The 19,893-nt window shown below is 36.1% G+C and carries 21 protein-coding genes; 8 read left to right on the top strand and 13 right to left on the bottom strand.

What is annotated here, in order from left to right; genetic code table 11:
- From recN to GYM75_RS00310, 5 genes are read left to right on the top strand one after another with little or no spacing between them, the layout of a single operon-like run.
- A complete protein-coding gene (gene recN, locus GYM75_RS00330; protein WP_220216251.1) occupies positions 1-1,662 on the top strand; it encodes a DNA repair protein RecN in 1,662 nt (553 codons plus the stop codon).
- Positions 1,663-1,710: 48 nt separating this feature from the next.
- The gene (coaBC, locus tag GYM75_RS00325; RefSeq protein ID WP_370632147.1) at positions 1,711-2,940 is read left to right on the top strand and encodes a bifunctional phosphopantothenoylcysteine decarboxylase/phosphopantothenate--cysteine ligase CoaBC; all 1,230 of its coding nucleotides are present in this window, start codon (positions 1,711-1,713) and stop codon (positions 2,938-2,940) included.
- The gene (gene dut / locus GYM75_RS00320; RefSeq protein WP_065558484.1) at positions 2,924-3,382 is read left to right on the top strand and encodes a dUTP diphosphatase; all 459 of its coding nucleotides are present in this window, start codon (positions 2,924-2,926) and stop codon (positions 3,380-3,382) included. Before coaBC ends, dut begins: the two co-directional genes overlap by 17 nt.
- On the top strand, positions 3,379-3,972 hold the full coding sequence (gene slmA, locus GYM75_RS00315) for a nucleoid occlusion factor SlmA (RefSeq protein ID WP_065558483.1): 594 nt from the start codon (positions 3,379-3,381) through the stop codon (positions 3,970-3,972). Before dut ends, slmA begins: the two co-directional genes overlap by 4 nt.
- A gap of 46 nt (positions 3,973-4,018) precedes the next feature.
- The gene (locus tag GYM75_RS00310; RefSeq protein ID WP_220216249.1) at positions 4,019-4,855 is read left to right on the top strand and encodes a mechanosensitive ion channel domain-containing protein; all 837 of its coding nucleotides are present in this window, start codon (positions 4,019-4,021) and stop codon (positions 4,853-4,855) included.
- A gap of 16 nt (positions 4,856-4,871) precedes the next feature.
- On the opposite strand, the gene cysE is transcribed toward GYM75_RS00310, so the two are convergent.
- Both cysE and GYM75_RS00300 read right to left on the bottom strand, forming a co-directional pair.
- The gene (gene cysE / locus GYM75_RS00305) at positions 4,872-5,684 is read right to left on the bottom strand and encodes a serine O-acetyltransferase (RefSeq protein ID WP_363317352.1); all 813 of its coding nucleotides are present in this window, start codon (positions 5,682-5,684) and stop codon (positions 4,872-4,874) included.
- A 168-nt stretch (positions 5,685-5,852) separates the two neighbouring features.
- Positions 5,853-7,112: an oligosaccharide MFS transporter gene (locus GYM75_RS00300; RefSeq protein WP_220216247.1), complete on the bottom strand. Its 1,260-nt coding sequence runs from the start codon at positions 7,110-7,112 to the stop codon at positions 5,853-5,855.
- 201 nt (positions 7,113-7,313) lie between these two features.
- Between GYM75_RS00300 and GYM75_RS00295 the strand changes: the two genes are divergently transcribed.
- Positions 7,314-8,318, top strand: coding sequence for a LacI family DNA-binding transcriptional regulator (locus tag GYM75_RS00295; protein WP_220216246.1), 1,005 nt, complete (start codon positions 7,314-7,316; stop codon positions 8,316-8,318).
- A 42-nt stretch (positions 8,319-8,360) separates the two neighbouring features.
- Here the strand turns inward: GYM75_RS00295 and GYM75_RS00290 are convergent, their stop codons facing one another.
- Complete coding sequence (locus tag GYM75_RS00290; RefSeq protein WP_220216245.1) at positions 8,361-9,833, bottom strand: glycoside hydrolase family 32 protein; 1,473 nt, start codon at positions 9,831-9,833, stop codon at positions 8,361-8,363.
- A 284-nt stretch (positions 9,834-10,117) separates the two neighbouring features.
- Here GYM75_RS00290 and GYM75_RS00285 point away from each other — a divergent pair, with 284 nt between their 5' ends.
- Both GYM75_RS00285 and GYM75_RS00280 read left to right on the top strand, forming a co-directional pair.
- The gene (locus GYM75_RS00285) at positions 10,118-11,077 is read left to right on the top strand and encodes an aminoimidazole riboside kinase (RefSeq protein ID WP_220216244.1); all 960 of its coding nucleotides are present in this window, start codon (positions 10,118-10,120) and stop codon (positions 11,075-11,077) included.
- Positions 11,078-11,081: 4 nt separating this feature from the next.
- Positions 11,082-11,633: a sugar O-acetyltransferase gene (locus tag GYM75_RS00280; protein WP_220216243.1), complete on the top strand. Its 552-nt coding sequence runs from the start codon at positions 11,082-11,084 to the stop codon at positions 11,631-11,633.
- Here the strand turns inward: GYM75_RS00280 and ispC are convergent.
- The 10 genes from ispC to GYM75_RS00230 all read right to left on the bottom strand — a co-directional run bounded on the left by ispC (position 11,630) and on the right by GYM75_RS00230 (position 19,839).
- A complete protein-coding gene (gene ispC, locus GYM75_RS00275) occupies positions 11,630-12,811 on the bottom strand; it encodes a 1-deoxy-D-xylulose-5-phosphate reductoisomerase (protein ID WP_220216242.1) in 1,182 nt (393 codons plus the stop codon). The genes GYM75_RS00280 and ispC overlap by 4 nt on opposite strands.
- Positions 12,812-12,813: 2 nt before the next feature.
- Positions 12,814-13,575 carry a DNA-binding transcriptional repressor DeoR gene (gene deoR, locus GYM75_RS00270; RefSeq protein WP_220216241.1) on the bottom strand — a complete coding sequence of 254 codons (762 nt, stop codon included), beginning with the start codon at positions 13,573-13,575 and terminating at the stop codon, positions 12,814-12,816.
- A 54-nt stretch (positions 13,576-13,629) separates the two neighbouring features.
- On the bottom strand, positions 13,630-14,295 hold the full coding sequence (deoC, locus tag GYM75_RS00265) for a deoxyribose-phosphate aldolase (RefSeq protein WP_220216240.1): 666 nt from the start codon (positions 14,293-14,295) through the stop codon (positions 13,630-13,632).
- A gap of 650 nt (positions 14,296-14,945) precedes the next feature.
- Positions 14,946-15,503: a ribosome recycling factor gene (gene frr, locus GYM75_RS00260; protein ID WP_065558475.1), complete on the bottom strand. Its 558-nt coding sequence runs from the start codon at positions 15,501-15,503 to the stop codon at positions 14,946-14,948.
- A gap of 29 nt (positions 15,504-15,532) precedes the next feature.
- Positions 15,533-16,267 carry a UMP kinase gene (gene pyrH / locus GYM75_RS00255; protein ID WP_065633747.1) on the bottom strand — a complete coding sequence of 245 codons (735 nt, stop codon included), beginning with the start codon at positions 16,265-16,267 and terminating at the stop codon, positions 15,533-15,535.
- Positions 16,268-16,387: 120 nt separating this feature from the next.
- On the bottom strand, positions 16,388-17,248 hold the full coding sequence (gene tsf, locus GYM75_RS00250) for a translation elongation factor Ts (protein ID WP_220216239.1): 861 nt from the start codon (positions 17,246-17,248) through the stop codon (positions 16,388-16,390).
- An 88-nt stretch (positions 17,249-17,336) separates the two neighbouring features.
- Entirely contained in the window at positions 17,337-18,074 is a 738-nt protein-coding gene (gene rpsB, locus GYM75_RS00245) for a 30S ribosomal protein S2 (RefSeq protein ID WP_065558472.1), read from the bottom strand.
- 636 nt (positions 18,075-18,710) lie between these two features.
- Positions 18,711-19,262: a hypothetical protein gene (locus GYM75_RS00240; protein WP_220216238.1), complete on the bottom strand. Its 552-nt coding sequence runs from the start codon at positions 19,260-19,262 to the stop codon at positions 18,711-18,713.
- A 4-nt stretch (positions 19,263-19,266) separates the two neighbouring features.
- A complete protein-coding gene (locus GYM75_RS00235; protein ID WP_220216237.1) occupies positions 19,267-19,542 on the bottom strand; it encodes a hypothetical protein in 276 nt (91 codons plus the stop codon).
- 45 nt (positions 19,543-19,587) lie between these two features.
- Entirely contained in the window at positions 19,588-19,839 is a 252-nt protein-coding gene (locus GYM75_RS00230) for a hypothetical protein (protein WP_220216236.1), read from the bottom strand.
- Between the last annotated feature and the right edge of the window lie 54 nt (positions 19,840-19,893).

Genomic DNA, 19,893 nt, shown 5'->3' with positions numbered 1-19,893 from the left:
ATGATAACTCAACTTACTATAAATAATTTTGCTATCGTTGATCACCTATTAGTTGACTTTACAATGGGGATGACCGCTATAACTGGTGAAACCGGGGCTGGAAAATCGATCGCTATCGATGCTCTAGGGCTCTGTTTAGGTAATCGTTCCGATGCTTCATCTATCCGTTTAGGTGCTGAACGTGTCGATATTTCAGCCTGCTTTGTGCTTGATGACACACCAGCCGCCTTTTCTTGGCTAACCGAAAATCAGCTAGACGAAGGTAATGAATGTATATTACGACGAGTTATCAATCAAGATGGACGTTCAAAAGCCTTTATTAATGGTCGTGCTGTGCCCATATCCCAACTCAAAGATTTAGGACAAATGTTAATCCAAATTCATGGACAACATGAACCCCAACGTCTTTTACGAGGTGAATATCAGCAGTTATTGCTTAATCATTATATGAATGAGCCATCATTGCTCAATCAAATGCAGCAAGCTTATAAGCAATGGAAAGTAGCACGCCAGACTTATGAACAATATCAAGCATCACGACTAGAACGAGAAGCACATGTTCAGTTATTACAATATCAACTTAAAGAATTAAATGAATTTTCGCCTATTGAAGGGGAATACCAACAAATTGATGAAGAATACAAACGTTTATCGAATAGTGAACAGTTAATTCAGCTTAGCCAACAATCGGTGATGCTTTTAGATGAAGCTGATGAATACAATGTCAGTAATCTACTTGGTAGTGTTAAAAACAGTGTGCAGGAGTTATCCGAACTCGATCCAAATTTAAGTAACGTGTTTAACATGCTGGAAGAAGCCGCTATCCAGATCAAAGAAGCCAGTTATGAACTACGCCATTACAGCGAAAGTTTAGAGCTTGATCCAGCGCGTGTCATGCAACTTGAACAACGGCTATCAAAGCAAATAGCGCTTGCCCGTAAACACCATGTTGCACCAGAGGCACTTCCTGAATTGCATCAGAATTTGCTTACCGAATTCAAACAGATTAATCAAAAAGATGAACAAAGTGAACAACTAAAGGCAGATATTACCAAATATCATCAATTTGCACTTGAAATTGCCCAAAAATTACATCAAAAACGCTTAACGAGCAGTAAAGCATTAGCTAAAAAAGTCACGGCTATTATGCATGAATTATCTATGCCTAATGGACAATTTAGCATTGATATAACCTTTGATGAAACGCGTTTAAATGAAGACGGCGCCGATCAAGTTACTTTTTTAGTTACGACCAATGTCGGACAGCATGCGTTGCCCCTTGCCAAAGTGGCATCTGGCGGTGAATTATCACGTATTGCGCTAGCAATACAGGTTTTGACAGCTCAAAAAATGGATACACCGGCACTGATATTTGATGAAATCGATGTGGGCATTAGCGGCCCTACTGCTTCTAAAGTTGGGCAATTATTAAGACAGCTTGGACAATCTACCCAAGTTATTACCGTTACCCACTTACCACAAGTTGCGGGACAAGCTAATCAACACTACTTTGTCAGTAAGCAAACTAACAGCAAACAGACATCAACTGATATGCAAAAATTAGACAATAATGGACGTTTAAATGAATTAGCCCGACTTTTAGGCGGAGATAAAATTACTGATGCAACATTAGCCAATGCGAAAGAGTTACTTATTATCTAAATGAATTGTGGTAATATAGTGATTTGATTTGAAGGTGAAGGAAACTTGATCATGAATCTTTCTGGTAAACATATTTTATTAGGAATTACAGGAGGCATAGCTGCTTATAAATGCCCGGATCTTGTTCGCCATTTAAAAAAAGCGGGAGCGGACGTAAGAGTAATCGTCACTGACTCGGCTAGCCATTTTGTCACAACAATGACGTTACAAGCCGTTTCAGGTAATCCTGTTTCAACTGATTTATTTGATCCTTCTGCTGAACTCTCTATGAGCCATATTGAACTGGCAAAATGGGCGGATTTAGTATTAATCGCCCCTGCAACAGCGAATATTATTGCTAAAATAGCCAATGGCATTGCCGATGACCTGTTATCAACGGTTTGTTTAGCAACATCAGCAAATATTGCGTTAGCACCAGCCATGAATCAACAGATGTATAAAGCAGCAGCAACTCAACATAATCTATCTGTACTGAATAACCGAAATACATTCATTTTAGGCCCCGACGATGGCTTTCAAGCTTGCGGTGATTACGGTCCAGGGCGAATGGTTGAACCTCAAGCAATTGTCGAACAAATTGAAGGTTATTTTTCAACTTCATCTGCATTATCAGGCATATCGCTAACCATCACGGCAGGTCCAACGATTGAAGAGTTAGATCCTGTTCGATATATTAGTAATTATAGTTCAGGAAAGATGGGGTTTGCTATTGCTAAAGTTGCCGCTGATATGGGTGCAAAGGTAACCCTAATAAGTGGTCCGGTAAATTTAGATACACCTAAAAATGTGAATCGAATTGATGTAAAAAGTGCAAATGAGATGTATAACGAAGCGTTAAAATTTGCTAAACAATCATCTATTTTTATTGGCTGTGCCGCCGTTGCCGACTATCGAGCTGAAACTATCGCCGAAAATAAAATTAAAAAGACAGATAATAGTAATGAATTATTGATTAAGTTAGTCAAAAATCCTGACATTATTGCGCATATTGCAGCGTTAAAAGAACAGCGCCCTTTTGTGGTTGGTTTTGCGGCTGAAACCGAAAATGTTAAAAATTATGCCTTAAAAAAATTAACAGCTAAAAACCTAGATTTAATTTGCGCTAATGATGTTTCTGATAAAAAAATTGGCTTTAATTCTGAGCAAAATGCATTAACACTTTATTGGCAAAATGGTGAACAAACATTACCATTAAGCAGTAAACAACAATTAGCAACACAGTTACTTGAAGTTGTTATAACACGATATAAAGCGAGTCATGATGAAAAGAAAAATTGATATTAAAATATTAGATAAACGTTTAGGTAATGATTTTCCGCTTCCAACCTATGCAACCGAAGGATCGGCTGGCATTGATCTACGAGCAATGTTTGATAAAACAACTGAGATAAAACCCGGTGAAACCATTTTAACACCAACAGGTTTATCCATGCATATTGCAGATCCGACTTTAGCAGCGTTAGTTTTACCACGGTCAGGATTGGGATCTAAAAATGGGATTGTACTTGGTAATTTAGTGGGTCTTATTGATTCGGATTATCAAGGTCAGTTATTTGTACCGGTTTGGAACCGTAGTCAAACTCCATTTGTAATTGAAGCAGGTGATCGTATTGCTCAGTTAATTATTGTTCCTGTCATACAAGCAGAATTTAATATTGTTGATGAATTTACAGCGTCAGCACGCGGCGAAGGTGGATTTGGGCATTCGGGTAAAAAATGATTGTGAGCAGCAAAAATAAAAATAGGAAAGAAGATATACTGCAAGCTTTAGCCACCATGCTTGAATCTAATGAAGGTACCCAACGCATTACCACAGCAAAATTAGCGGCGAGTGTTGGTGTATCAGAAGCTGCACTTTATCGACATTTTCCGAGTAAAACTAAAATGTTTGAAAGTTTAATTGTCTACATTGAAGATATTTTACTTTCTCGCATTAATGTCATTATGCAAGATGAGCTAAATACCTTTGTCCGCTTACAGCTGATTTTAGCTTTAATATTGGGTTTCTCTGAGAAAAATCCTGGATTAACCAGAATCATGACTGGTCATGCCTTAATGTTTGAACAAGAGCAACTTCAAGAACGTATTAGTCAGCTGTTTGAACGAATTGAAACTCAAATTAAGCAAGTGTTACGTGAACGTAAAATTCGTGAAGGGGTCGCATTTACCACCGATGAGCGAATTTTATCCAGCCAATTATTAGCTTTTTGTGAAGGGATGATGGTTCGTTATTCCCGCTCTGGCTTTAAATATTTACCAACCACCAATTTTGATACTCGTTGGGCGTTATTGGCGAAACAATTGATTTAAATTTTTAATTAACTAACTGCTCTATAACCTTTTTTGAGGATAATTTATGCATTTTGAAAATATTTTAAAGCAGATAGTCTCACTTATTGATAAATATGACGGCGTAGTACTTGGTTATATTGTTCATTTCTGCTTTGCGATTATCATTTTTGTCGTTGGTCGAATTATTGCCAAATTTATTAGCCGTCAGCTAAAACGCATATTAATTAATCGGCAAGTAGATCCTACCGTCGTAAAGTTTGTTAGTGCTTTATCTTACTATGCCATTATTATAATGACATTAGTTGCCGTATTAGGGCAATTGGGTGTTCAAACTGCATCAATTGTTGCTGTCATTGGTGCTGCCGGTTTAGCGGTCGGTTTAGCATTGCAAGGATCGTTATCAAATTTCGCAGCCGGGGTAATTTTGATTATTTTCCGTCCATTTAAAGTCGGCGAGACGGTGGTGATTAACAATCAAAGAGGAGTAATTGATTCAATTCAAATTTTCTCAACCTCAATTGTCACACCGACTAATGAAGTGGTTGTCATCCCGAATGGGCAAGTGGTAAGTGCCAATATTATTAATTATAGTCGTCTACCAGAAAGACGTTTAGATCTAGTGATTAATGTTGGTTACGACTCCGATATCCAGAAAGTTTATCAGGTACTTAATCAAGCGGTTAATCAAACCAGCAATATATTAACCACTAAAAAACCAACTATTCGTTTAGATGTACTTGATGCATCATCAATGAATTTTAATGTTTTAGTTTGGACACTAAACGAAAATTATGGCGTATTGAAAGCAGAGTTACTCGAAAATATTAAAAACGCATTAACTGAGAATAATATTAATATTCCTTATCCAACAATGGATGTCAATGTCACCGCCAACCACTAATGAGTGAGTTGTTTTTTTACTTCCGTCGATCAACGTCGACGGAAATTGAAACAACTTCTTTTTCATATAAGATATCTTGATTCATATTTAAGGCTGGTTTTTCACAGTCAGGACATCCAACCACTTTCGCTGGCACACCGGCAACCGTTGTATGCTCAGGAACAGGCTCTAACACGACCGAACCAGCACCAATTTTTGCCCCTTTTCCGATTTCAATATTGCCTAATATCGTAGAGTGAGCCCCTATCATTACCCCTTCACGAATTTTAGGATGCCGATCACCATTTTCTTTACCTGTACCACCTAAGGTCACAGATTGCAAAATCGATACATCATTTTCAATAACGACAGTTTCACCAATTACAATACCGGTTGCATGGTCAAACATTACACCACAGCCAATTTGAGCTGCTGGATGAATATCAACACCAAAAACAATGGCGATTTGACTTTGTAAAAAAATAGCCAGCGACTTACGATCTTGTTTCCAAAGCCAATGGGCAATTCGATAAGCCTGTAACGATAAAAAGCCTTTGTAATAAAGTAACGGGGTCGAATAGTAGTTTGTTGCTGGATCGCGTACATAAACCGCTAAGATATCTGTCACGGCTGATTGAATAATTGTGGTATCTGCCTCATAAGCTTGCCTTGCAATTTCACGAATTTCAATTGCTGGCATTACTTGGGTAACAAGTTTATTCGCTAAAATATAACTTAATGCACTACCCAAGTTTTTATGATTGAGTAAAGTTGCATGGAAATAACTCGCTAACATTGGCTCACTTTCAACTAATTGAGAAGCTTCCTGCCGAATGGTGTGCCATAACATATCTGCTTCAACCACTTTTTTCGTAATGTTCACAATGACGACCTATAAATATTAATCACAATAGTCAACATTGTTTCGCAAACTTATCAAGTAAGCAAGTGTTGTATTTTATTATCATCATTTAAATAGCAAAATGGAAACAATCTGCTTCCATTTTTTTGACGATTTTTACGATGATAATGAAGATTTCAGCTTAGCTTTTTTTTCATCACACAAGGTGAATATAGCAATGACCAAAATCAATAGAACAATGCCGGCAAGGGTATAAAATGTGGTTGAATATCCGGTATTATCGAATAGTTTTCCGACTAACCATGAAAGCACAATAACCCCAATATTTGATGAGATATTAAAACCAACTAAATATAATGTCGAAGACAATCTTTCATCAAAATTCGCAACAACATATTTAAATACGGCTAAAATAAATAACGGGGTTTCAATAGCATGAAAAAGTTTCACTAATGAAATTAAATACACATTATCTAATGTTGCTGATAATGCAATTCGGCAAATCATCACTAACGCCGCTAGTAATAACGCTCTTTTAGCACCAATTTGATTAATAATATATGGTGCTAATATCATACAGGCAGCTTCTAAAAAAACTTGGAAAGAATTCAAATAACCATATACTTCGTAGCCCCAATCTTCTTCAGTAAAAAAGGTGGTATAGAAATTAGGAAATAATTGCTGATCGTAAATAGTATAAAAGCTATTGGTTCCAATAATAAAGAAAACAAATAACCAAAACTTTTTCATACCAAATAAGGACACTATTTCACTCATCGTTGGAATAGTTGATGTTTTTTCAACAACAAGATTGTTATCACTTTCCGGTGAGGATTGGGAATAATGTTTAGGTTTAAATAGGATATTAATGGTAAAAAAGATTGCTGCAATAGCCGATGCCATCCAAAAGTTAATATGCGGGTTTATCCCAAATAAAATACCGGCAACAAAGGTTGCTGCGGCATAACCAAACGATCCCCAAAAACGAGCAGGACCAAATTCAAAACCAAATAATCGACTAATTCGCTCAATAAAAGAATCAACTAAAGCACATCCAGAGATAAACCCAGCGCTTAATACTGGTGCACCAATGCAAGCCCCAAGTATAAAATCGTGTCTTAATAATGGTTCATAGACATAAATCATAAATGGGCCAATCAGCAACATCATGATACTTTGAAAGGTAATGACTGCTTTACCGATCTGTAATTTATCTTGAATAATGCCATAAAAGATCATAAAAAACATTGCAGCGGCAGAGTTGGCTGCATAAACAATTCCTAACTGCTCGCCCGATAATCCAATTTTACTTTTTAGCCATATGGCGTAAAAAGACCACCAAAGAGACCATGCTGCATAAAAGGTTATAAGATAACCTGATGAGAACCAATAATTTCTATTTTCTATCGTTTTCATATTTTAGTACTCTTATATTATGGAAGTTTAACGTTAACATGTTAATGTTAACATTATTGTCATAATTGAAACTAAATAGATAGAATCAGTTATCATAAATGTTACATTCCTCACACTTTTTATCATTTTTATTTGTGGTATCATCACATTTAGTAATTACTAGTTATTCACCTTTTTAATGCTGAGCAAAAGGATTTAAGTATGGCTTCACTTAAGGATGTCGCAAAGTTAGCATCGGTTTCATTGATGACTGTTTCGCGTGCAATTAATAATCCTGATAAATTAAATAAAGAAACGTATAAACGAGTAAAAAAAGCAATTGAACAACTCAATTATGTTCCCGATTTATCTGCACGAAAAATTCGTGGTGATCATTCTGGTCCACATGCTATCGGTGTATTAGCATTAGAAACCGCCACGACACCGTTTTCAGTTGAGCTGTTACAAGCCATTGAACGAACAGCCCAGCAACATGGCTGGAATACGTTTATTGTCAATTTATTTGACGATAAAGACGCGAATCATGCCATTAACACGCTATTGTCTTATCGCCCTAATGGCATTATTTACACCACCATGGGACTAAGAAAAGTTGAGCTTCCTGAAAGATTACTTGGTAAAAATGTGGTGCTCGCCAACTGTATTAGTGATTCAGAACAATTAGCTTGTTATATTCCTGATGACTACTCTGGTCAATACCAAGCAATGCAGCAAGTCATTAATAAAGGTTATCAAAAACCGCTTTGTATCTATTTATCCGAACATACTTTAGCCGGTAGCATTAGACGTCAGGCAGCAGAACAAGCTTGGCTTGATGCAGGTAAAAATTTAGATGACCTAATTAGTTATCATACATCCACATCTCAAGGTAATCTTGCGCAAGAATATATGATGACAGTTGAAATATTAAAACAACACTGTGCTAGAAAACCTGAATTTGATGTATTAATTTGTGGTAATGATCGGATCGCTTTTGTTGCTTATCAATATTTACTAAGTAATGGTTTCCATATTCCTAACGATGTTGCTATTTTAGGCTATGATAATATGGTAGGTACTGGCGAGCTTTTTTATCCCCCTTTAACGACGGTACAGCTTCCCCATTATGAAATAGGCGAACAAGCAGCTTTACATATCATCACAGGTCAAACCCAAAAAACGGTAACGCAAGTTGCATCAGCATTTTTACAACGCCAATCTTTATAGAGACAGTGACAAACCCACCAGACGAGATGGTGGGTTAATGACTCATGATTGATAGATTGATTTTAATTGCCAGCTTTCTAATTTAATAATTTTAGCCTGCCCATTTTCTGCAAATAAATTCACCTTTCTTGTCGCAGGTAATTTAGGGTAAATACGACTAGACAAGCTATATAAATCCTTATTCACAAAAACTTCTACGGATGATGCATCAACATAAATATGTAAGCTTAACTTATCGGTTTTTGGTAATGGTACACTACGGTAACCTTTAAGTTCTAAACCAGAAAGACTTCTATCAAGTACAATGCGATTAGATTGTAAATCAATAAATAACAACGTTGCTTGTTTACCATCTTCAGTTGCTGCCAGTTGCAAGCCAAAACGTTCTGCATTACTTTCAGTAAGATCAATTTCGACATTAAGTTCACAACTAATTGATTCAATCGACGTATTTTTCAATTCACTACTCAACAATATATTGGTTAATGATTGAGGTTTTTCACGTAATACTTCAAGTTCTTTAATCGGTCTGTTACGAACATTATTGTCTGCATCTAAGATCAATTCACGGGGTAAGGTAAATGCCCCCATCCATTTATCTTTTTTGCTCGGCATGACTGATTCCCACATATCCATCCAAGCAAAAATAATTCGACGTCCATCTGCTGCAAGAAACGATTGAGGGGCATAAAAATCATGACCAAAATCCATTTCTTGAAAAGGTTTAATAACAGAAAATTTTTGTCCTGGTTGCCAATCACCAACAATATAACCTGATTGAAACCGATTACGATACTGGTAACCTTTAGCTTTCATACCTTGCGGAGAAAACATTAAAATCCATTTGTCACCTAACGGAAAAAAATCAGGGCATTCAAGCATATAAACATCAGGATCGATATCACTTATCACAACATGATCAAATTGCCATTTTTTAAGATCTTGTGAGCGATACAGTAAAACTTTGCCCACATCGTTGTGATCTCGCTGGCCGACAACCATCCACCATATCCCATCTTGTTGCCAAACCTTAGGATCGCGAAAATGCATGATGCCATCTTCTGGCGTTAAAATCGTTCCCTGTTTTTCAAAATAAATACCGTCTTTACTGATAGCAAGGCATTGGGTTTGCCGAATTTGCTCATCGTTACCTTGACCATTTAACCAAATATGCCCCGTATAAATTAAATATAATTCGCCATCTTTTTCGACTGCCGAACCGGAAAAACAGCCACTTTTATCAAACTCTTGATCGGGTGCAATGGCTATGGGTAATCTTCGCCATGTCACTAAATCATCACTAACAGCGTGCCCCCAATGCATCGGCCCCCAGTTTTCATCATAAGGATGATGTTGATAAAAGGCATGATACTGCCCTTTAAAGTAAATCAAACCATTTGGATCGTTCATCCATCCCGATTGTGGTGCTAAATGAAAATGTGGATAATACTGTTTATTCATGGTCGTTTCTAATTGCAAAACAGCTTGATTTGCTTTATCAATAGCAGTAGACATAAAATCCCCTTTGTTCATCCGATATCAGATTTATCTGATTATAAGGTATATTAATTTAATTGTTAACGTTAACTATAGAGAAATTAAGCGATAAAATATGTGATGGAAGTCACACATTTTTAACGTTAACAATGAATTTTTTTTGAAATGATTTAGTCTATGGCGAATGACTAATTATTAAACTTGGTTTAATCTGTGTGCAAAAGACGATATCAATTAAAAATATCGTCAACCTATTCACACACCTTAAACCCTATTAACCAAATATTATATCGAGTAATGAAATGAATAATACTAAAGTCTGGTCTCTTGGCGATGCGGTTATTGATTTATTGCCATTTGGCGAAATGAATTATCAAGCTTGTGCAGGGGGTGCACCTGCAAATGTTGCTATTGGCGTGGCTAAGTTAGGTCTTCCTTCGGCGTTTATCGGTCGTGTCGGTAATGATCCGTTTGGTCACTTTATGGAAAAAACATTCAAAGAATATCATGTGGACTGCCAAAGCCTTGAAAAAGACGATCTTCATCGAACCAGTACTGTCGTTGTCGATTTAGGTAAAAACGGTGAACGCAGCTTTACTTTTTTAGTCTCACCGTCAGCCGATCAATTCCTTTCAAAACAAGCAATACCCCATTTTAATCAAGACATTTTACATTTTTGTTCTTTGGCATTAGTTGGACAAACTTGTCGACAAACACTTAAAACCGCTATTGAAGATCTGACCGCTAAACAGGGGTTAATTAGTTTTGACATTAATTTACGGGAGCAAATGTGGAAAGATAAAGACGAAATGCGCACCATTATTACGCAGTTTTGTCACGATGCCGATATTCTTAAACTGTCTGATGAAGAGCTGTTTTGGTTGACAGAAAGTCAAGATTGGCATGAAGCATTAAATAAACTTCAGCAGCACTATAATGCTCCACTAAAATTGGTGACCAAAGGTCGAGATGGCAGTATTGTCGTATGGCAAGGTAAAACCTTTTCGTTTGATTCCTACCATGTGAATAGTGTTGACACAACAGGAGCTGGCGATGCTTTTGTCGCAGGTTTGTTAAGTAGCATAGCGTCATCGGGAATGCCAGAAGATAAACTCATGCTTGAAAGCATGATGACCATTGCCAGTGCCTGTGGTGCTTTAGCCACAACTCAAAAAGGAGCTTTAACGGCACTGCCTGACAGCGCATTTTTACAATCATTTATTAGCGATAATCCCGCATTAACCGCTAAACAAATGGCGTAATGCAATGACTGAAAAAGAAAAAATGTTAGCTGGGTTATTGTATGATCCTGGTATCCATTTACTGGCTAACGATCGGCTTTATGCTCAAGATCTCTGCTTTCAAATCAATCAATTATCTCCTCTTGCCGAAAAACAGCGATATCAGCTGTTTCAAACGCTACTGGGAAAAACAGGAGAGCAGTTTACGATAATGCCGGGATTCCAATGTGATTACGGTTATAATATTGAAATTGGTGAAAACTTTTTCGCCAATTTTAATTGCATCATGCTTGATGTGGCTAAAATTACATTTGGTGATAATGTGCTTGTTGCACCTAATTGCGGCTTTTACACTTCAGGGCATCCACTGGATAGCCAAACACGATGCCGTGGTCTTGAGTTTGCAAAACCAATTACTATTGGTCACAACGTTTGGATTGGCGGTAATGTAATTATACTGCCAAATGTAACTATCGGTGATAATACCGTTATCGCAGCCGGAAGCATTGTTGATCGTGATATCCCTTCAAATGTGGTCGCCATGGGCGCACCCTGTCGAGAGTATAAAACGCTTTAATTCACCTTAACTGACTGTGCTCTAGCCCATGTATCGATAGCCACAACGTCCTCAATAGTAGTTGGTTCAGGTAAAACAAGTTTATCTAATGTTGCCGATACGTGTTTGGCAATATCCATAAAACCAATTTTATTTTGCAAAAATGCTTCAACCGCCACTTCGTTGGCCGCATTAAGGGTCGTGGTTGCAGCTTGCCCTCGACAAGAAGCCTCAATGGCTAATTTTAAGCAAGGATAACGATTAAAATCAGGTGTATTAAACGTCAGTGATGACATCTGAGTAAAATCTAAATCAGGCACACCAGATGTGATACGTAATGGATAAGACATAGAATAAGCGATAGGTGTCCGCATATCAGGCACACCTAATTGAGCAATAACACTGCCATCTTGATAACGAACCATTGAATGAATAATTGATTGTGGATGGACAATGATTTCCATTTGCTCCGCACTGGCATTAAATAACCAACGAGCTTCAATATATTCTAAACCTTTATTCATCATCGTAGCGGAATCAACGGAAATCTTTTTTCCCATTGACCAATTAGGATGAGCAATCGCTTGTGCAGGTGACACCGAAGATAATTGATTGACTGCCCAATCTCGAAAAGGCCCCCCAGAGCCGGTTAACACGATTTTGGTCACACCATGATCAACCAAATTAGCAAACCCGAGATCATGCTGAACGGCGGTAGGCAGACTTTGAAAAATCGCATTATGTTCACTATCAACCGGTAACAGTTCAGCACCATATCGCTTTACGGCTTGCATAAACAGATGTCCACAAGTAACCAAAGACTCTTTGTTAGCCAGTAAAATACGTTTTCCTTTTTCAATTGCAGCAAGCGTCGGTTTTAATCCTGCTGCGCCCACAATGGCAGCCATGACTTGGTGAACTTCGGGCAACTGTGCTAAATCACAAATAGCTTGTTCACCACTTAATACTTCAATATCCAATTTTAGATCAACAAGATTTGCTTTAAGCTGTTGTGCAGCTTGTTCACTTGCCATTGCCACATAATGGGGTTTAAATTCTTGGCATTGTTCAGTCATTTTTTTTACATTACTGCCACCCACTAGCACATAAGCGCTAAATAATGTTGGATTTTGCCGAATGACCGCCAAAGTGCTACAGCCTATTGATCCTGTTGAACCTAAAATTGCGATGTTTTTCATAATTAATAAATTAAACCAATGTTATTTTCTTTAAAATATGAAACATATTCTAAATCAGGTACTTTGTCTGTCATTACCAAATTAAATTCATCAAGGTTACAAATAAAAGCTGGCTTAACTTGGTTAAACTTAGTGTGATCGACAATTAATATATTTTGATTAGATTTTTTCATGGCTTTATGTTTCATATTTAACTCATCAAAATGGTAACAAGTGGTACCTTGAGTTAGATCGATACCCGCTGCCGAAATAAAGGCTTTATTTGGACAAATAACATCGAGCTGATTATTTGAACAAATACTGGTGAAAATTGCATTATTAAGTTGATAATGCCCACCACATAAAATGATTTTACACTTTGGTTTTTTTTGTAATGCCAGAAAGGAATTGAGCGAGTAGCAGATGGCAGTGAAAGAAATATCATCACTAATTTCATCAATGATAAATTGCATAGTCGTACCACAATCAAAAAAAATTGTATCGTTTTCATCAACAAATTGACTAACCAACTTACCAATATAACGTTTTTCAATTACTTGCTTATCTTGCTGATCAGACACAAAATATTGCGATATGGTATGACGTGCCTGATTAACCACATAACCGCCTAAAACAGCCAAACCTGAGGAGTGATTATTAAGATCACGACGAATTGTCATTTCAGAAACACCAAGCATTTGTGCTGCTTGTTTTAAATGAATTTTATCGATTATTTTTAAATGTTCAATAAGTGCATTGACTCTTTTTTTGGGTTGTGTTTCCATTGCTATTCCATCTATAGCCATAAGCTACTGTATCAGTAGCTTATGAAGGATGAATTAATAACCGCTAGAGGAAGTTTTATCGCCTGATACAATCGCAATACCCGCGCTAGCGCCTAATCGATTTGCACCAGCATAAACCATTTTTTCAGCCGTTTGACGATCTCTAATGCCACCTGATGCTTTAACACCCATTTTATCACCGACTGTTTCACGCATCAATTTTACATCTTCAACCGTCGCACCAGATACACTAAAACCAGTCGATGTTTTTACAAAAGCAACACCAATTTCCTTGCAAATAGCACAAACTTTCACAATTTCTTCTTTAGTTAACAAGCAAGTTTCTAAAATGACTTTTAACGGAACTGCACCGCATGCTTTAAAAACAGCTTCAATATCCTTTTTCACTGCTTCCCAATCATTGCTTTTTAGCCAACCGACATTGATAACCATATCGATTTCTTCAGCACCTGATTTGACAGCCATTTCGGTTTCAAATGCTTTAGCCGATGTTAACATCGCACCAAGCGGAAAACCAACAACCGAACAAACCTTTACATCACTACCTTTTAATAAGCTAGCGACTAAAGGAACATAACCTGAATTAACACATACAGAATAAAAATGGTACTGCTTAGCTTCTTCGCATAATTTACGTATTTGATCTTCAGTCGCATTCATTGCGAGTAAAGTATGATCAATATACTTTGCATAACCCATAAAATGTCCTTTAATTATTGTTAATGATATCTAGTAAATATTGTTAGTAATGTTAGGATAATAACATTATATGACTATAGATGTTATTATCCTAACATTATATACTTAAATTATGATAATTAAAAACAAAACTCTATGCTAACTACAGACAATTTAAACAGAAAAATTATTTAATAAAGACCCAGCTTTAATGAATCGTGATTTCTCCATATCATTATTGACAGGTATTTTTCAAATGCATTTCAATATTTTGTTAGCAATAAAAATACTTGGTTAACACTTCAGTAGTTTCCAACAGGTTAATAATCTTAAAGTAAAGTTCATCAGCAGTAATTACTTTGTTTTCAAACTGACCAGAAAAATAATTAACAAATTGCTCATAATACAAATCTGGATACTGCCCGATTGCCGTCTAATACAATTAATTCAATTTTATTGCCTAAAAAATTTAACAGGCGTAGTAACACTAATTTTTAATAAGTTGATAGGATAGGTAAGAAATTGGGTAAGTAATGCGCACTCTAACATTACCCATGGATTTAGAATATTTAAGCATTATTCACTAAATGCAAATCAAAACTTTAAAAGCTAATGATATAAATAAAATAAAAAAAGCCTAGTTAAATCAACTAGGCTTTTCAAACAAAGAATTAAAATTCCATTAACTCTTTTTCTTTATCAACAAGTACAGCATCTAATTTTTTAATGGCTGCGTCAGTTGCTTTTTGAATAAAATCTTGTGATTTACGTTCATCATCTTCTGATATTTGCTTATCTTTTAATAATGCTTTGACTTGATCATTCGCATCACGACGAATATTACGAATTGACACACGACCTTGTTCTGCTTCGTTACGAACAATTTTCGTTAAATCACGACGACGTTCTTCTGTTAGTGGTGGCAATGGTACTCGAATAACCGTACCTGCCGACGCTGGATTGAGCCCTAAATCAGAAGATAAAATTGCTTTTTCAATCATTGGTGTTAATGATTTATCAAATACGGTGATAGCCAATGTTCTTGCATCTTCAGCCACCACATTTGCTAATTGACGAAGCGGCGTTGGGCTACCATAATATTCAACCATAATACCGTCTAATAAGTTTGGCGATGCCCGTCCTGTTCTAATCTTAGAAATATGAGTTTGAAACGCATCTATACTTTTTTCCATGCGCACTTGCGCTTCTTTTTGAATCTCATTTAGCATAATAAAAACCTTATATTGAATAAATAAGACTAACAGCTTACTGTTGCCTGATTATTAATTAATGTCCCTTCGGGTTCACCTAAAATCACTCGACGTAATGCACCTGGTTTATTCATGTTAAAGACACAAATCGGCAGGTTATGATCACGTGCTAACGTAAACGCAGCTAAATCCATTACTTTTAATTCATCATCAAGCACTTTTTCATAATTTAATGTTTTATAAAGTGTTGCATTTGGATCTTTAACAGGATCAGCCGAATAAACACCATCAACTTTTGTTGCTTTTAACACCACATCTGCTTCAATTTCGATACCACGTAAACACGCTGCTGAGTCAGTTGTAAAAAAAGGATTACCTGTTCCTGCTGAAAGAATAACCACTTTACCATGACGAAGCAAGCTAATTGCTTCTGTCCAGCGGTAATCGTCACATACTCCATTAAGTGGAATAGCTGACATTAAACGCGCATTAACCTCAATTCGATGCAACGCATCACGCATTGCAAGACCATTCATTACTGTTGCTAGCATCCCCATATGATCGCCAACAACACGATTCATACCGGCTTTTGCAAGACCAGCTCCACGAAATAGATTACCGCCCCCAATAACAACAGCAACTTGAACATTCATTTCAATAAGTTCTTTAATTTCTTGCGCCATGCGGTCAAGAACGGTGGGATCAATACCAAAACCTTCATCGCCTTGTAGTGCTTCACCACTGAGTTTAAGAAGAATACGTTTATAGAAAGGGGTTACCATATGAAGTCTCACTATTTCGTTATTTAATTACCTGACAAGCTAAAAATGGCTAGCTAGCAATAATTTAAAAAAATTTGTAGATAAACAAAACCGCCTTGACGGCGGTTTTTTACGAAACAATTAAGATTGTTTCGACATCGCAGCAACTTCGGCTGCAAAATCAACTTCCACTTTTTCAATGCCTTCACCCACTTCAAAACGGATGAAAGAAGCAACAGTCGCTTTTTTCTCAGCCAGTAAATCACCAACAGTCTTACTTGGATCCATAACAAATGGTTGACCAGTAAGTGAAACTTCACCAGTAAATTTACGCATACGGCCTTCAACCATTTTTTCAGCGATTTCACGTGGTTTACCTGATTGCATTGCAATTTCGATTTGAATATTGCGCTCATGTTCAACAACATCAGCTGGAACATCGCTTGGGCTAACATATTCTGGTTTGCTTGCAGCAATGTGCATTGCAATATGTTTAACTAATTCTTCATCACAACCACTGTTTGCAGCAACTAATACACCGATACGTGCACCATGTTGGTAACTACCAACTACATCACCTGAAATTTGTTGAATACGACGAATACCGATGTTTTCACCGATTTTTGCAACTAGTGCTGTACGTTCTTCTTCAAATTTTGCTTGTAACGCAGCAAGATCAGTAATGCTATCGTTCAATGCTGCAGTAGCAACTTTTTCGCTAAACTCTAAGAAACCTGCATCTTTAGCAACAAAGTCTGTTTCGCAGTTGATTTCTAAAATTACACCCGATTTTTTATCCGCAGAAATCTTAGAAATAATTACACCTTCAGCCGCTACACGACCTGCTTTTTTAGCCGCTTTTGCTTGACCTGATTTACGCATATTGTCGATAGCAACTTCGATATCACCATTTGCTTCAACTAATGCTTTTTTACATTCCATCATACCTGCGCCAGTTCTTTCACGCAGTTCTTTTACCATAGAAGCGGTAACTTCAGCCATTTTTAAATCCTCTATTTAACCATTGTGATGATTTTCATTAGAATGGGTCGATTATTTATATTATCGACCCTGAAAATATTTGAGTTTATTACTCTGCTGCTGGAGCTTCTTCAACAAAGCTTTCTTCAGATACTGGAGATTGATTTTGTTCACGACCAGCACGAACGGCTTCCGCAACTGCATTTGCATATAATTGAATTGCACGAATTGCGTCATCATTACCTGGAACGATGTAATCAATACCATCTGGATCTGAGTTGGTATCAACAACAGCAACGACTGGAATACCTAAATTGTTAGCTTCTTTGATAGCGATATGTTCATGGTCTGCGCCAATAACAAAAATCACATCGGGTAAGCCACCCATATTTTTAATTCCACCCAAGCTATTTTCTAATTTAGCCATTTCACGAGCACGCATTAGTGCTTCTTTTTTGGTTAATTTGTCAAATGTACCATCACTAGCTTGTGTTTCTAAATCTTTAAGACGTTTGATTGATTGACGTACTGTTTTCCAGTTAGTCAACATACCACCTAACCAACGGTGATTAACATAGTATTGTCCACAGCTTTCAGCGGCTTGTTTAATCGCTTCGCTTGCTGCTCGTTTTGTACCAACAAATAAAATTTTACCTTTACGTGCAGCCACTTTGTTTAATTCAGCTAACGCTTCGTTAAACATTGGTACTGTTTTTTCAAGGTTGATAATGTGAACTTTGTTACGCGCACCAAAAATAAATGGTTTCATTTTTGGGTTCCAATAACGGGTTTGGTGTCCAAAGTGTACACCTGCTTGTAACATATCGCGCATTGATACTGTAGTCATGATTTCCTCATTTTGACGTTGGGGTTATGCCTCCACATATCCGCTTTAACCGACCTTATTGCATAAAACAAAAGGCACCCCGGAAAAGAGTAATGATATGTGTGTGTTATAACGTTAATTAAAGTTTAAAATTTGTGCTGACTTTCACAACGATTTTTTTGAAAAATGAATGTGAAAAGTAGCGCGCGTTTTATACCATATTTAGATAAAATTTACTAGCGTTATTTTTTATAATATGGAAAGAATAATGTTGTACTTTAAAAAAATCACATTAAAAATGTAAAAAATTGGGCAAATTTTATGAGGTTTTTAAGTATTTTTTCCATCAAGAAATAAAAACATTGGCTTTATTAATATTATGATCTTACTCGTTAAAAAATTAGATTTGTTGCTTTCATACTAACTTAGGTAGTTAAGCGTTAATTAACTTTCTAAAGTTGTTTCGGTGATAAATTCTTTTCAAGTGCATCTTTATAATCAGCAGGAGAATGCTTATTTTCTCTTCTTTATTGATCTAATTCCTGTTTTCCTGATTTTGAGTAAAGAAAAAAATACAATTTACTTTAACTTTACTTACCCCCAGAAACACATTTATTATTATCTTGAGCTTTTTTTGAGGTTTGTTTTATTGTTTATTTAATTATTATTGTTTTTTTCTTCAATGTATCCATTATCGTTTAAATAGTAATGCTTAATTGTTAACTTATTATCATATTCTGTTGTAACGGTAATGATAAAATCTTTTGAGATGCTAAAATGCGTTTTCTCAATCATATCTTCATTGTATCCTGGTTCATACCACTCTCCTTCAACATATAATTCTGAGCGGATTTGATGATCTTTTATTGTTATTAAATATAACCTATACGGGAAATCGCCACAATCCATTGGTACCAATAACATATCTATATTATTTTTTGATGGTAAAGGTATATAACGAAAATCTATTTCACAATTCCATAATTCCAAATCTTCAACTTGACAACTTTCCATATTTGTTTGCTTATACTTTGAATTTCTATGACTTTTATTTAATGGTAAACGATCTTCACTTTTTACAAAACAAACATTTTTGTTATTGTGACGGAAAATTTTATTTGAATCTTTTTCTATATACGGTTCTTGCGCATAAGTAAAAAAAGAAATTATTGAAAATAACAAATAAATAAAAAAATATTTCTTTTTCATAAGTTTACTCCCCATTAATTACTAATAATACTTTTGGGGAGGTGGTATCCGTTTGGCTGCCACTTTCGATCTGGGATGCCTGAGCTTTGGCGACTTCTTTCCACCATAACAACGTCTTTATGCGTTGTTCTTTTTCAATTTGCCAGTTTGTTTTAACAAGCTTGTTTTCTTTAGCTACACATAGTTCTTCCAATTCTTTTGTTATGAAAATTTTTTGCTGTTGCCTTTTTTCTTCTAACATTTCTTCGCTCATTCCATTTATGTTGCCTTTCTTCCACATTTTATTTAGCCTAACACTTAGTTAATCGCATCTTATTTTATTACTTTAATCATAATTTATTTCTCGATAGGTTAATTCACTTTCGGTTTGGGATGCTTGAGCTTTGAAAACTTCTTTCCACCATAACGATGGCTTTATGCGTTGTTCTTTTTCAATTTGCCAGTATGTTTTTACATGCTTGTTTTCTTTGGCTACACATAGTTCATCCAATTCTTTTGTTATGAAAATTTTTTGCTGTTGCCTTTTTTCTTCTAACATTTCTTCGCTCATTCCATTTATATTGCCTTTCTTCCACATTTTATTTAGCTTAACATTTAGTTAATCGTATCTTCTTTTATTGTTTAATTAACT

The sequence above is a fragment of the Gilliamella sp. ESL0441 genome (assembly GCF_019469185.1).
Lineage (GTDB): Bacteria > Pseudomonadota > Gammaproteobacteria > Enterobacterales > Orbaceae > Gilliamella.
This window is presented reverse-complemented; position numbering and strand designations above follow the sequence as displayed.